The sequence below is a fragment of the Micromonospora sp. NPDC049836 genome (assembly GCF_044465125.1).
Taxonomy (GTDB): domain Bacteria; phylum Actinomycetota; class Actinomycetes; order Mycobacteriales; family Micromonosporaceae; genus Micromonospora.
The window spans coordinates 98,185-111,629 of record NZ_JBITLH010000012.1; the positions used below are offsets into that span (position 1 = coordinate 98,185).

At 74.0% G+C, this 13,445-nt stretch carries 11 protein-coding genes; 6 read left to right on the forward strand and 5 right to left on the reverse strand.

What is annotated here, in order from left to right:
- Positions 1-4 precede the first annotated feature (4 nt).
- Complete coding sequence (locus ACIBPB_RS27065) at positions 5-1,501, reverse strand: GH1 family beta-glucosidase (RefSeq protein ID WP_396842247.1); 1,497 nt, start codon at positions 1,499-1,501, stop codon at positions 5-7.
- A gap of 852 nt (positions 1,502-2,353) precedes the next feature.
- Here ACIBPB_RS27065 and ACIBPB_RS27070 point away from each other — a divergent pair.
- Positions 2,354-5,251 (forward strand): glycoside hydrolase family 48 protein, encoded by a 2,898-nt coding sequence (locus ACIBPB_RS27070; protein WP_396842346.1) that lies wholly within the window; start codon positions 2,354-2,356, stop codon positions 5,249-5,251.
- Positions 5,252-5,500: 249 nt separating this feature from the next.
- On the opposite strand, the gene ACIBPB_RS27075 is transcribed toward ACIBPB_RS27070, so the two are convergent.
- Positions 5,501-6,220, reverse strand: coding sequence for a DUF3159 domain-containing protein (locus ACIBPB_RS27075; protein ID WP_396842248.1), 720 nt, complete (start codon positions 6,218-6,220; stop codon positions 5,501-5,503).
- A 185-nt stretch (positions 6,221-6,405) separates the two neighbouring features.
- Here ACIBPB_RS27075 and ACIBPB_RS27080 point away from each other — a divergent pair, with 185 nt between their 5' ends.
- Together ACIBPB_RS27080 and ACIBPB_RS27085 are read left to right on the forward strand one after the other, a co-directional pair.
- On the forward strand, positions 6,406-6,927 hold the full coding sequence (locus tag ACIBPB_RS27080) for a GNAT family N-acetyltransferase (RefSeq protein ID WP_396842249.1): 522 nt from the start codon (positions 6,406-6,408) through the stop codon (positions 6,925-6,927).
- A 145-nt stretch (positions 6,928-7,072) separates the two neighbouring features.
- A complete protein-coding gene (locus ACIBPB_RS27085) occupies positions 7,073-7,960 on the forward strand; it encodes a phosphatase PAP2 family protein (protein WP_396842250.1) in 888 nt (295 codons plus the stop codon).
- Between the two features lie 6 nt (positions 7,961-7,966).
- On the opposite strand, the gene ACIBPB_RS27090 is transcribed toward ACIBPB_RS27085, so the two are convergent.
- A complete protein-coding gene (locus ACIBPB_RS27090) occupies positions 7,967-8,419 on the reverse strand; it encodes a YbhB/YbcL family Raf kinase inhibitor-like protein (protein ID WP_396842251.1) in 453 nt (150 codons plus the stop codon).
- Positions 8,420-8,523: 104 nt separating this feature from the next.
- On the opposite strand from ACIBPB_RS27090, the gene ACIBPB_RS27095 reads away from it, so the two are divergent.
- A complete protein-coding gene (locus ACIBPB_RS27095) occupies positions 8,524-9,234 on the forward strand; it encodes a maleylpyruvate isomerase N-terminal domain-containing protein (RefSeq protein WP_396842252.1) in 711 nt (236 codons plus the stop codon).
- Between the two features lie 130 nt (positions 9,235-9,364).
- On the opposite strand, the gene ACIBPB_RS27100 is transcribed toward ACIBPB_RS27095, so the two are convergent.
- Positions 9,365-10,216 (reverse strand): DUF1028 domain-containing protein, encoded by an 852-nt coding sequence (locus ACIBPB_RS27100; RefSeq protein ID WP_396842253.1) that lies wholly within the window; start codon positions 10,214-10,216, stop codon positions 9,365-9,367.
- A gap of 23 nt (positions 10,217-10,239) precedes the next feature.
- On the reverse strand, positions 10,240-11,451 hold the full coding sequence (locus tag ACIBPB_RS27105) for a low temperature requirement protein A (protein WP_396842254.1): 1,212 nt from the start codon (positions 11,449-11,451) through the stop codon (positions 10,240-10,242).
- 149 nt (positions 11,452-11,600) lie between these two features.
- On the opposite strand from ACIBPB_RS27105, the gene ACIBPB_RS27110 reads away from it, so the two are divergent.
- Both ACIBPB_RS27110 and ACIBPB_RS27115 read left to right on the forward strand, forming a co-directional pair.
- Positions 11,601-12,581 carry an LLM class F420-dependent oxidoreductase gene (locus tag ACIBPB_RS27110; RefSeq protein ID WP_396842347.1) on the forward strand — a complete coding sequence of 327 codons (981 nt, stop codon included), beginning with the start codon at positions 11,601-11,603 and terminating at the stop codon, positions 12,579-12,581.
- Between the two features lies 1 nt (position 12,582).
- Positions 12,583-13,383 (forward strand): SDR family oxidoreductase, encoded by an 801-nt coding sequence (locus ACIBPB_RS27115; protein ID WP_396842256.1) that lies wholly within the window; start codon positions 12,583-12,585, stop codon positions 13,381-13,383.
- The last annotated feature ends 62 nt before the right edge of the window (positions 13,384-13,445 follow it).

The window sequence follows — 13,445 nt, forward strand, 5'->3', positions numbered from 1 at the left end:
GGCCCTACAGGCCGTTCTTGCGGATCACGTCGCGGTACCAGTGGGCGCTGCGCTTGAGCACCCGCCGCTGGCTCGGGTAGTCGACGTAGACCAGGCCCCAGCGCTGCTCGTAGCCCTCGGCCCACTCGAAGTTGTCCAGCAGCGACCAGACGTGGTAGCTCTCCAGTGGCACGCCGTCGCGGATCGCCCGGTGGGCGGCGGCGAAGTGGTCGCGGAGGAAGTCGATCCGCCCCTGGTCGTTCACGGTGCCGTCGGCGGCCAGGGTGTCCGGGCAGGGCAGGCCGTTCTCGGTGATGGTGATCGGGATCCGGCCGTAGTCGCGGGTGACCCGGGTCAGGATGTCGTACATCCCGTCGGGGTAGATCTGCTGCCATTCGGCCTCGGAGGTCGGCCACTTGCTCACCGTGTCGCGCTGGGCGGTCACGTAGAGGGGCGTGTAGTACTGCACCGCGAGCAGGTCGACCGGGCTGGAGATGATCTTCAGGTCGCCGTCCCGGATGCCCTTGGCCATCCGGCTGTCCGCGCCCAGGTCGGCCAGCACGTCCTGCGGGTACGCGCCCTTGAGGATCGAGTCGAGGTAGAGGCGGTTCTCGTAGCCGTCGTGCAGTCGGGTGGCGGCGGCCGCCTCGGCGGTGTCGTCGGCCGGGTAGCAGGGGTGCAGGTTCAACGCCGGGCCGATGCGTACCTTCGTCCCGCCGGCGCGCAGCGCCTGGACGGCGAGACCGTGGGCGAGCTGGAGGTGGTGGGCGACCAGGTACGCCGCGTCCGGGTCCTGCCGGCCGGGCGCGTGGTGCCCCCAGATGTAGCCGTTCTGCACCACGGTCTTCGGTTCGTTGATGGTCAGCCAGACCGGCACCCGGTCGCCCAGGGCGTGGAACACGGCCTCGGCGTAGTCGCCGAACCGGTCGGCGGTGTCCCGGTTCTCCCAGCCGCCGTCGTCCTGCAACGCCTGGGGCAGGTCCCAGTGGAACAGGGTGGCCATCGGCGCGATGCCCCGTTCGTGCAGCCCGTCCACCAGGCGCCGGTAGAAGTCGAGGCCGCGCTGGTTGGGCTTGCCGGTGCCGTCGGCCTGGATGCGCGGCCAGGAGATGGAGAAGCGGTAGCTGCGCAGGCCCAGGTCGCGCATGAGGTCGAGGTCGGCGGCGTACCGGTGGTAGTGGTCGGCGGCCACGTCGCCGGTGTCGCCGTTGCGGGTGCGGCCCGGGGTGTGGCTGAAGGTGTCCCAGACCGATTCGCCCCGGCCGTCCTCCTTGGCCGCGCCCTCGATCTGGTAGGCGGAGGTGGCCGCGCCCCAGCCGAAGCCGGTCGGGAAGCGCACGGCCCCCCGGCCGGCGTCCGCGCTGTCCGTGCCGGTCTCCGGGGTGTCGTCGCAGCCGGCGGTGGCGGCGGTGGCGGCGATCCCGGCCGCGGCGGCGCCGGTGAGCCCGGCGCGGGCGGCACCGGCGGCGGTCGCGGAGAGCGCGGCGCGGCGGAGCAGGCGCCGTCGGGTGAGTAGCGACATGTAGTTCTCCTCGCGATGAACTGGCCGTCCGACGGGCCGGGAGCGCTCCCAGCATAGGCCAGGGGTGGCCGGCCGCGTCCCGTGGGCGGGCCGGCGCAGCAGCGAGGCCCGGCCGGTCGGGCGGCCGGGGATGGGGTGGGCGGGTTGTCGCTCGGGGGCGGGCGAGCGGCGAAGGTGGGGGCAGATAGCGAAGGAGGCCGGCCGGGTGGCGCGTCACGCCTGTCCCGTCGGCCTCTTTTCCCGTCGACAACGGGGGTTTAGTGTGGGGACGGGGGAGGGCAACCCCCGTCCCCACCTGAAATGCACACACGCACGGGTGGAATTGGCGTCCTTCGTGCGTGTCGCGCGGGAGCCGGGCCACGCGAGTGGCTCTGGTTCCACCTCCCTCCATGTCGGTGGGCGATGGCTGACGGCGGCGTCCGGGCTGGCCCGCCGTCAGCCCTTTGGGCTTGGCGCGCCGGGCACGTGTGTCCCCGGCGATCTGGTACCTGCATCTCCGTCGATGGAAGCGCTCCCATCGGCGATGCTTGCGACTGTAACGCCCGTCACGGCTTTGTGAAAGCCCCTAAACGAGATCGAAACATCGACCTGGGTGTCTGCGCTGGCCGTTGTGGTGGGAGCGCTTCCATGGCACACTCTCCAATCAACCGCGACGCGGAGCCAGCTCGCGCGAGCGAGGGCTGCCGAGGGCACCCGGTGCAACCGGTGCGGCGCCCCGATCCCCGGCACGGCCGGGTCGACCACCTTTCCGGGCGCCTCCGTCCCCCCGCGTACGCCCGTCGACGCGTGGAGGCGCTCCGCCGGGGCTCCGGTCCCGGCCTGGTCCGAGGAGACACCGCGCACATGAGACTCATGGCCAGACGTCGCCGAACGGCGATGGTCGCCGCCCTCACCCTCGCCATCGGCGGGGTGACCCTGCCGGCCGGCGCCGCGCAGGCCGCACCCGCCTGCGACGTGACCTACGCGACGAACGACTGGGGCACGGGCTTCACCGCCAACGTGACCATCAAGAACCTGGGCGACCCGGTCAGCGCCTGGACCCTCAAATTCGCCTTCCCGAACAGCAGCCAGCGGGTCACCCAGGGCTGGTCGGCGAAGTGGAGCCAGTCCGGCAGCGAGGTGACCGCCACCAACGAGTCGTGGAACGGCAGCCTCGGCACGGGCGCCTCCACCACCATCGGCTTCAACGGCGCCTACTCCGGTAGCAACCCGAAGCCGGCCTCGTTCACGCTCAACGGGGTGACCTGCAACGGCACCTCGGCCAACCAGCCGCCGACGGTCTCGCTCGGCCTGCCGGCCGGCCCCTTCGAGGCCCCCGCCGACGTGCCGCTGACGGCCACCGCCAGCGACCCGGACGGCACCATCAGCAAGGTCGAGTTCTACCGCAACGGCCTGCTCGTCAACACCGACACCAGCGCCCCCTACGCCTACACGCTGGAGGACCTGCCGGCCGGCAGCTACACCGTGCAGGCCAAGGCGTACGACAACGCCAACGGCATCGGGGTCGCCGAGAAGTCGTTCACCGTCAACCCGGCCTCCGGACCGGTGCTGGTGGCCAGCCCGTCGGCGGTCAGCGTCAGCGAGGGCGGCACCTCGTCGGTGAAGTTCACCCTCAGCGCCGCGCCGACCAGCAACGTCCCGGTGTCCCTCGCCGTCGCCGGGGACAGCGACATCACCGTGTCGCCGAGCACGCTGACCCTGACGTCGAGCAACTGGAGCAGCGGGGTCAGCGCCACCGTCGCCGCCGCGGAGGACGCCGACACCGTCGGCGGCAGCGCCACGCTCACCGCCTCGGCCACCGGCTACGCGCCGGTCGCGGTCACCGTCACCGAGGTCGACAACGACGTGCCGGGCGGGGACAACGCCTACATCAAGAAGTTCCTCGACCAGTACGGCAAGATCAAGAACTCGGGCTACTTCAGCCCCGAGGGCGTGCCGTACCACTCGATCGAGACGCTCATCGTGGAGGCGCCCGACTACGGCCACGAGACCACCTCGGAGGCGTTCAGCTTCTGGATCTGGCTGGAGGCGCAGTACGGCCGGGTCACCCAGAACTGGGCCCCGTTCAACAACGCCTGGACGGTGATGGAGAAGTACATCATCCCGTCGCACGCCGACCAGCCCACCGCCGGCGCCCCGGGCACCCCGCAGTACGCGGCCGAGCACAACCTGCCCAGCCAGTACCCGTCGGCCCTGGAGCCGAACGTGTCGGTCGGCCAGGACCCGCTCCGCTCCGAGCTGCAGTCCACCTACGGCACCGGTGACATCTACGGCATGCACTGGCTGCTCGACGTGGACAACACCTACGGCTACGGCCACTGCGGCGACGGCACCACCCGGCCGGCGTACATCAACACCTTCCAGCGGGGCACCCAGGAGTCGGTGTGGGAGACCGTGCCGCAGCCGTCCTGCGACACGTTCAAGCACGGCGGCCAGTACGGCTACCTCGACCTGTTCGTCAAGGAGTCCAGCGCCCCGGCCAAGCAGTGGAAGTACACCGACGCCCCGGACGCCGACGCCCGCGCCGTGCAGGCCGCGTACTGGGCGCTGACCTGGGCCAAGGCGCAGGGCAAGCAGGCCGACGTCGCGGCCACCGTGGCCAAGGCCGCCAAGATGGGCGACTACCTGCGGTACGCGATGTTCGACAAGTACTTCAAGAAGATCGGCAACTGCGTGGGCGCGTCCACCTGCCCGGCCGGCAGCGGTCGCGACTCGGCGCACTACCTGCTCTCCTGGTACTACGCCTGGGGTGGCGCGTACGACACCTCGCAGAACTGGTCGTGGCGGATCGGCTCCAGCCACAGCCACTTCGGCTACCAGAACCCGTTCGCGGCCTGGGCGCTGACCAACGTGGCCGAGCTCAAGCCGAAGTCGCCGACCGCCACGTCGGACTGGCAGAAGAGCCTCGACCGGCAGCTGGAGTTCTACACCTGGCTCCAGTCGGCCGAGGGTGGCATCGCCGGCGGCGCCACCAACAGCTGGGACGGCAGCTACGCCCAGCCGCCGTCGGGCACCGCCACCTTCTACGGCATGTTCTACGACGTCGACCCGGTCTACAACGACCCGCCGTCCAACCAGTGGTTCGGCATGCAGGCCTGGTCGATGCAGCGGATCGCCGAGCTGTACCTGGAGACCGGCAACGCCAAGGCCAAGGCGCTGCTGGACAAGTGGGTGCCGTGGGCCATCGCCAACACCACCACCGGCACCAACTGGTCGATCCCGTCGGACATGAAGTGGACCGGCCAGCCCAACAACTGGGACCCGGCCAACCCGCAGGCGAACACCAACCTGCACGTCGAGGTGACGGTGAAGGGCCAGGACGTCGGCGTCGCCGCCGCCTACGCCCGGACGCTCATCGCGTACGCCGCGAAGTCCGGCAACGCGGCGGCGAAGACCACCGCCAAGGGCCTGCTGGACGCGCTCTCCGCCGCCGCCGACGCCAAGGGCGTCTCGATGCCGGAGTCGCGTGGCGACTACCGCCGCTTCGACGACGTCTACAACGCCAGCGACGGGCAGGGCCTCTACATCCCCTCCGGCTGGTCCGGGAAGATGCCGAACGGCGACGCCATCGCCCCGGGCAAGAGCTTCCTGGACATCCGGTCGTTCTACAAGAACGACCCAGACTGGCCGAAGGTGCAGGCGTACCTCAACGGGGGCGCGGAGCCGGTCTTCAACTACCACCGGTTCTGGGCCCAGGCGGACGTCGCGATGGCGTACGCCGACTACGGCACCTACTTCCCGAACGGGTGAGGTGACGCTTCCGCCACGGGCGGGCGGCTTGCGCCCGTGGCGGAGGCCGGCCGGGCACAGGGGGAACGGAGTGCCCGGTCGGCCGACGGCCTGATTCCCACGGTCAGGCCGGGTGGGCCGGTACGTCCGGATGACGCAGCGGACGGACCGGCCCACCCTCGCGTCCGTAGACGAACTTGCCGCGAAAAAAGGTGGGGAAATTCCGCCCGGCACGGGATCACACAGCGGCCGGGAACGGAGTAACGTACGTCATCGGAGAGGCCGCTCCCCCCGTGGCGGCCTCTCTTTACTTTCCGGCCCAGTGTCCGCAGCGGACGGCGCCACCGGGTGCCGCAGCCCCGGGTGGCCGGCCGGCAGCGAACGGCGGATCACCACCCAGCTCACCGCCAGCGCGGCGGCCACCAGCGGCCAGGTCAACGCCACCCGGGCGACCACCAGCGCGAGCACCTGCCCGCCCAGCCACAGCGGCACGAAGACCACCACCCGCAGCAGGTAGGTCGCCGCCCACACCCAACTGCCCCGGGCGTACGCGCGCAGCAGGGCCGGGTCCCGCCGCCACCGGGTCCGCTGCCCCAGCGCCGCGCCCACCACCACGCCGAGCAGCGGCCAGCGCACCACGATGCTGACCGCCCAGGCGAGCGCGCTGGCCGCGTTGGAGACCAGTTGCACCAGGAAGAAGTCGGCGGCCCGGCCGGTGCGCAGCGCGACCAGCGCGGCCACGCAGACGGCGAGCAGACCGATCAGCACCGCCCGCGGCCGGTCCCCGCGGCGCAACCGCCAGCCGGCCAGCGCCGCCGCGGCCAGTACCGCCGCGACGACCCCGCCCCACAGCCCGGCGAGCAGCCACCCGACGGCGAACGCCACCGGGGGCAGGGTCGCGTCGACCGTGCCGCGCCGGCCGCCCAGCAGGTCCGCCAGGGACTCCGTACCCTCCCGCGAGGGGCGCTCGCGCTCCGGCGTACTGGTCACCGCCACCCCCTTCACCGGTCCCGCCCAACCTACTAAGAACTCCCAGGCAGATGATGGGCGTGTCCTCGGGACGTGCGGGCCCGCGCCGGCGCGACCCGGAGCCGCTACCCGTCAACCGCGACACCCGGTGACCGAGAAGATTGAAGGGGCTCGTTCAGCGGCCCCGCGTTCCCTACCCTGACCGCATGCCCGAGCTGATTCTGCCGACCGTCCGCCTGCACGCCGCGTTCCTGGACTGCCGCGACGACTGGGGCCCCGGCCTCCACGAGGACGGCTTCGGCCTGCGGGCCGACGACGACGTGGACTCGCCCGACGGCTTCGCCGCCTGGGTGCGCGAGCGGGTCCGACTGACCCATCCGGCCGGCGACCCGTGTCCGGACGAGCAGCACGCCTCGCCCCGGTGGATCGTCGAGGACGGCCGCGTCCTGGGGGCGATCGCCCTCCGGCACCGGTTCGACGACGAGCTCGGCCAGATCGGCTACGGCGTCCGGCCGTCCGCGCGCCGCCGGGGACTGGCCGGTTGGGCACTCGGCGAGATGCTCACGGAGGCTCGCGTCGTGCTGGGCCTGGATCGTGTCCTCATCCCGTGTCTGGCCGACAACATCGCGTCGGCCCGGACGATCGAACGCAACGGCGGCGTCCTCGAGGGCATCCGCGACACCGAGGACGGTCCGGTCCGGCGCTACTGGATCGCCCTGGACCGGTGACCGGCCCGCGCCGCGCAGGGCAATCCAGATCCGTTCCGACAGAACGATTCTCGCGACCCACGAGGCGGCCGACCAGCATGACGTCAGGACCGGTGAGCCGGCGACGGCGGCCCGACGAGCGGGGGACCCCAGCGGCCGTTACGGTGTGCGGGTGCGCGAGACGGCGAGGGGTTGGACGGCGGTCTGGCTGGTCGTGCTGGCACTGGTCCAGGCGGCCGCGTTGCTGCTGGTGTGGCGCTTCGCCGTGCACACCCGCACCGGCCAGTGGCTGGACACGGTGGCGCTGACCGGCAACCGGATCGGCCAGGACCGCATCGACGGTCCGGTGGCCAGCCTCCTCAACGCCATGTCGGTGGTGTCGCTGCTGGTGGCGACCGCGGTGATCGGCTTCATCGCGCTGATCCGGGGCCGCAAGACGCTCGCGGTCACCGCCACCCTGCTGATCGCCGGGGCGAACGTGAGCACCCAACTGCTCAAGCACTACCTGGTCCGCCCCGACTTCGGCATCGACCCGGAGCGCGCGGTGGCCGGCAACAGCCTGCCCAGCGGGCACACGGCGGTCGCCGCCTCGGTGGCGATCGCGCTCATCCTGGTGCTGCCGCCGAAGGTGCGGGTGCTGGGCGCGTTCCTCGGCGCCGGGTACGCGGCCGCCGCCGGCGTGGCCACCCTCTCCGCCGGCTGGCACCGGCCCAGCGACGCGGTCGCCGCCTTCCTCCTGGTCGGCGGCTGGGCGGCGGTGGGCGGCCTGGTGCTGCTGTTCTTCCAGCGGGACCGGGCCGAGATCCTCCCGGCGGACGCGCACCGGCTGGCCGCCGCGCTGCTCGGCCTGGTCGGCGTGCTCGCGCTGGCCGCCTGCGGGCTCGCCCTCGCCTGGCTCACCGCGTACTCCGGCACCCCCGCCGCCGAGCTGGGCCGCCGTCCGCTGTTCATCGGGTACGCGGGCAGCGCGGCCGGCATCGCCGGCACGATGGCGGTGGTGGCCGCGCTGGTCCTCGCGGTGGTGCACCGGCTGGTGCCCCGCTACAAGGGTTGACGCCCGTCACCGGTAGTAGGTGCCCACCGTGGTGCCGCTGGCGATCTCCCGGCCCTTCAGCGCCTGGTGCACGTCGGTCGCCCTGGGCGCGCCGGGCAGCTCCAGCGGCCGGTTCAGGGCGTAGAGGCGGAAGAAGTAGCGGTGCGGGTCCTCGCCCTGCGGCGGCAGCGGCCCGCTCCACCCGGTCTCGCCGAAGCTGTTCGGCCACTCCTGGCCGCCGGGCGGCACCCCGCCCTCGGGCACCTCGCCGGACGCCGGGGCGATCCCGGTGACCAGCCAGTGCAGGAACGGCTCCTTGCCGGCGTCCGGATCCTCGACGAGCAGGACCAGTTCCTCCGTGGCGTCCGGCACGTCCGCCCACTGCAACGGCGGCGAGACGTTCCCGCCGTCCTTGGCGAACCGCCCGGGCAGCAGGTCGTGGTCGGTGAACGCGGTGCTGCGCAGCATGATGCCGGCCATTCGGCGCCCCCTCTCCTCGTCGCCCGGCGCGTACCCGGCCGTCCGGCGACGAAACGGCGGTGGCAGGCTGGGTGCCCGGGTACGGACCGGACGGGGAGGACGGCATGGACACGTTGCGCGCGGCGTTCCGGGACGAGTGCGGACGGCTGGCACAGGTGCTGGGCGGCCTGGCCGAGGAGGACCTCGACCGGCCCACGCCCTGCCCGCCGTGGACGGTGCGGGACCTGCTCGCGCACGTGCGTACCGGCGCCGGCCGGCTGGTGGACATGCTCGCCGCGCCGGCCCCCGAGCGGGCGGAGGTGGACGCCGCCGGCTACTTCGGGGCGGCCAAGTTCACCCCGGAGGTGGACCGGGACCGGATCGACGCGGCCCGCCGCGAGGCGCACGCGCTGCCCGGCGTACCGCAGGTGGCGGCGGGTTTCGTGCGGGCCTGGCGGGCCACCGACGCGGCCGTCGCCGGGCAGCCGCCGGAGCGGCTGGTGCGGACCCGGCACGGCGACGCGATGACGCTCACCGAGTTCCTGCGTACCCGGGTGGTGGAGGTCGCGGTGCACGGCCTGGACCTGGCCGACGCGCTGGGCCGGCCGCCCTGGCTGACCCCCACCGCCGCGGCGGTCGTGGCGGACCTGCTCACCGGCGGCTCGCCGGCGCCGAGCGGCGGCGCAACGACCCGGCCCGGCCAGACGATCCCCGACGGGCTCGGCTGGGACGCGCTCACCCTGGTCCGCAAGGCCACCGGCCGGTCGGCGCTCACCGACCGGGAGCGGGCGCTGGTCGACCGGCCCGGCTTCCGCTGGCTGTCCTTCGGCGGCTGACCGCCGCCGACCCGGCATCACCGGAGGACGGGCTCGCCCCGCGCCCGGCTGGGTCAGGCGGGCGGCCCGGAGCACGGCTGGCCGCCGCTGCTCCGGCGAACCGGCCCTCGGCGCGGCTGACCGCCGGCGGTCAGCCGGCGCTGGCCTGCGCGGCGACGCGGCGCAGGTGGTCCAGGACGACCGGGTCGATCCGGCCGGGAAGGATCCGCTCCTCCAGGTTCTCCACGCCGGCCCAGGAGGCGAGCGCGTCGTCCAGTCCGGGCGCGCCGACCGGGTGCCCGGCGGCGCCCAGCAGCGCGGACACCTCCTCGGCGACCGCGCCGGTGAGCGGGAGCAGGGTGGCCGGGTCCTGCTCGCCGAAGAGCATCTGGTGGATGTCGAGCAGCCGGCCCAGCTCGGCGACCGGATCCCGGTGGTCGTCGACCCGCAGGTCGACCAGCTCATCGCCGGTGCCGCCGTAGCCGCCGCCGCGCCGCACCACGAGCAGCGCGGCGCTCTGCCGGCCGCGCCGGTCGCCGCCGGCCCGGTCACCGGCGGCCAGCGCGGCCAGCAGCCGCTGCGGGAAGGGCAGTTCGGTGCCGGCCAGCCAGGCATCGCGGAGCGCGTCGACGACCTCCGGCCCGGTCAGGATGTTGCCCTGCGCCGCCCAACCGTCGCCGGACTGGCCGCCGGCCCACGGGTGGCAGCGCGGACCCGTCCAGGTGGCCCCGTCGCCGGTCGTGCCGACCACGCCGAGCTGCCGGTCGTCGCGGCCGGGGTCGGCGGCGACCAGGCCGGCCACCACGTCGGCCGCCGCGACGCCGGTGCGCAGCAGGGCCAGCCCCTGCGCCCGGTACGCCAGGTTGGCGTGGGCCTGGGAGGCGACCGCGCCCACCTCCGCCGCGGCGGCCGGAACCAGCGCCCCGGCGGCGAGGAACTTGCTGGCCACGGCGACGCCGTGCACGAGTCCGTCGGCCGAGCGGGCGACGATCGAGAAGGTCACCCGCGGATGGTATCGCCGTCGGGTCAGAACGGTGGGGCGGCTGCCTCGGGCGGGCGGCCCCAGGCGCGCCGGGCGTCGGCCACGGCCACGCCGAGCAGCACCAGGGGAGCGGCGACCGCGGCCGCCAGCGGCACCAGGGGCCGCAGCACCGGGGTGAGCGCCACCAGGACGAGGATCGCGATCCACCGGGACCGGGACACCCGGCCGAACACCTCGTACTCGAAGCGGGCCCGGCCGGCCAGGAACAGCGCCGGACCGCCGAGGATCATGGCGAGCCAGCCGACCTGGTTGTGTCCGGTGGGGTGTTCGTTCACCAACTCATAACCGATCGCGGTGGACACCACCCCGACCACCATCACCAGGTGGGTGTCGGCGGCGGACCGGCCGATGGTGGCCGGGTGCGCCGCCCGGGTGACCGCCTCGCCGAGGATCTGCCCGGCCCGCTGCACGTAGATCCGCCACAGCAGCACGGAGGTGAGCAGCGCCGCGGCGAACGCCGCGGTCCGGGTCGCGCTGGCCGCGTCCCGGCTGTACGACACCCCGGCGATGAGGATCGTCTCGCCGAGCGCGACGAGGAAGAACTGCTGGTACCGCTCGGCCAGGTGCTCGCCGTGGATGTCCCAGCGCGAGACGGTCGACCGGCCCAGCCCGGGCACCGGCCAGCCGAACCGCCCCGCGAGGTACTCCAGCAGCAGCGCCGCCGTCCAGAGCGTCACCCGGGCCGGGGTGGGCAGCAGCGCGCCGGCCAGCCAGAGCACCCCGGTCGCGCAGTAGGTGATCAGCATGCGCAGCATGAGCCGGCGGTGCCGCAGCTGGCGCAGCGTCAGCAGCAGGATGCCCGGCCGGCTCACCTGCACCAGCACGTACGCGGCGGCGAAGGCGAACCCGGTGGAGCTGAAGGCGCGGGGGATGGCGACGCCCATCACCATGCTGCCCACCAGGGCCGCGATGACGATGACCTGCAGCCAGGTGTGGTACGGGTCGTACCGGCTGGTGGTCCACGCGGTGCCCTGCCAGACCGACCAGAGCGCGAGGAAGAGCAGCAGCGTCTTGCCGCCGCCGGTCAGCGCCGTCCAGCCGGTCTTGCCCCCTTCCAGCGCGAGGTCCTCGAACGCGCGGGCGGAGATCCGGGTCAGCGCGAAGACGAACACCAGGTCGAAGAAGAGTTCCAGGAAGGTGGCACGGTTCGGGCCCGGCTCGGGTCCGGCCAGGGCGGCCGGCTCCGGAATCCTCACCGCCGCCGCCCGACCCGGGTGCACTCCATCTGGCAGTCGTAGCACTCTTTCCGGGCTTATCGGCGCGGATCCTCCGGATCGACCCGATCCGGATCTTGCTCGGGTCGGCGGCGACCGGGCACGATCGACCGGTGACGAATCGATGGGGCATGACCGTACCGCTGAGCGGCATCCCGCTCGCCGACCACGCCGCCGTCTACGCGGCCCTGGACCGGGCCGGCTTCACCGACGTGTGGTCCTCGGAGGTCGCCGGCACCGACGCGTTCACCCCGCTGGCGCTCGCCGCGGCCTGGCAGCCCCGGCTGCGCCTCGGCACCGCCATCACCCCGGTCTTCACCCGGGGCCCGGGGCTGCTCGCGATGAGCGCGGCCGCCCTCGCCGAGGCCGCGCCGGGGCGCTTCGCGCTCGGCATCGGCGCCTCCTCGCCCGTGCTGGTCCGCGACTGGAACGCGGTCCGCTTCGACGAGCCGTTCAAGCGGACCCGCGACGTGCTGCGCTTCCTGCGCGCCGCGCTGCGCGGCGAGACCGTCGACGAGGTGTACGACACCTTCACCGTCCGCCGGTTCACCCTGGAACGCCCGCCGGCCGTGCCCCCGCCGGTGCTGGTGGCCGCGCTGCGCCCCGGCATGCTGCGGCTCGCCGCCGCCGAGGCCGACGGGGTGATCCTCAACTGGCTGGCCGCCGAGGACGTGCCGACCGCCCTCGCCGAGCTGGGCGAGCGGCGGCCCGGGTTCGAGGTCGCCGCGCGGATCTTCGTCTGCCCGACCGAGGACGCCGAGCACGCCCGGGCGCTGGGCCGCCGGCTGATCACCGGCTACCTGACCGTGCCGGCGTACGCGGCCTTCCACCGCTGGCTCGGCCGCACCCAGCTCGACCCGATGTGGGAGAAGTGGGCGGCCGGGGACCGGCGGGGCGCCGCCGCGGCCGTACCGGACGAGGTGGTCGACGCGCTGGTGCTGCACGGCACGCCCGAGGACTGCGCCGCGCAGGTCCGCCGGTACGCCGAGCACGGGGTGGACGTGCCGGTGCTGGCGGTGCTGCCCACCCCGGAGCTGGCGGCCGGCGGGGCGGCGGCGCTGTCGGCGCTGCTGCCCCGGCTCGGGCCGCCCACCGGCGCGCAGGGGAGCTGATGTGAACCTCACCGACCGGGTCGTGGTGATCACCGGTGGGGCCGGCGGCATCGGCTCGGCGCTGGGCCGCCGGTTCGCGGCCGAGGGCGCCGCCGCCGTGGTCCTCGCCGACCTGGACGCCGACGCGGCGCGCCGGGCGGCCGAGCGGATCGGCCCGGTCGCGCAGGGCGTGGCGCTGGACGTCACCGACGGGGCGCAGGTGCGCGCCCTGGTCGACGAGGTCGAGCGGCGGTACGGGCGGATCGACCTGTTCTGCGCCAACGCCGGCGTGGCCACCGGCGGGGGAGTGGACGCCCCCGACGCGGACTGGGAACGGGCCTGGCAGGTCAACGTGCTGGCCCACGTGCACACCGCCCGGGCGGTGCTGCCGGCGATGCTCCGGCGCGGCCAGGGCTACCTGCTCTTCACCTGCTCCGCGGCGGGCGTGCTGACCGCCGTGGGCGACGCCCCGTACACCGCGACCAAGCACGCGGCGGTCGGCTTCGCCGAATGGCTCGCCGTCACCTACCGGGACGCCGGCATCATGGTCAGCGCGCTGTGCCCGCAGGGCGTGGACACCCCGATGCTCGCCGACGGCCTCGCCGCCGGACAGCTGGGCGCCCGGGTGATCGCCGCCTCCGGCGCGGTGCTCACCCCCGACCAGGTGGCCGAGGCCACCGTCGCCGGGCTCGCCGAGGAGCGCTTCCTCATCCTGCCCCACCCGGAGGTCGCCGGGTACGCGCGCCGCCGGGCCGAGGACCCCGACGGCTGGCAGGCCGGCCTGCGCAAGCTGGTCCGCAAGCTGCGCGCCGCCGGTCAGTAGGAGTCGCCGCCCTCGCTGTGGAAGCCGCCCTCGCCGCCCGGGCGCGGACGTCCCCGGCAGGG

Bases quoted from the DNA above. Each gene is read 5' to 3' on its own strand.
- ACIBPB_RS27070 (WP_396842346.1), top strand. From the start codon at position 2,354: ATGGCCAGACGTCGCCGAACGGCGATGGTCGCCGCCCTCACCCTCGCC.
- ACIBPB_RS27065 (WP_396842247.1), bottom strand. From the start codon at position 1,501: ATGTCGCTACTCACCCGACGGCGCCTGCTCCGCCGCGCCGCGCTCTCC.
- ACIBPB_RS27095 (WP_396842252.1), top strand. From the start codon at position 8,524: ATGGACACGTTGCGCGCGGCGTTCCGGGACGAGTGCGGACGGCTGGCA.
- ACIBPB_RS27080 (WP_396842249.1), top strand. From the start codon at position 6,406: ATGCCCGAGCTGATTCTGCCGACCGTCCGCCTGCACGCCGCGTTCCTG.
- ACIBPB_RS27110 (WP_396842347.1), top strand. From the start codon at position 11,601: ATGACCGTACCGCTGAGCGGCATCCCGCTCGCCGACCACGCCGCCGTC.
- ACIBPB_RS27090 (WP_396842251.1), bottom strand. From the start codon at position 8,419: ATGGCCGGCATCATGCTGCGCAGCACCGCGTTCACCGACCACGACCTG.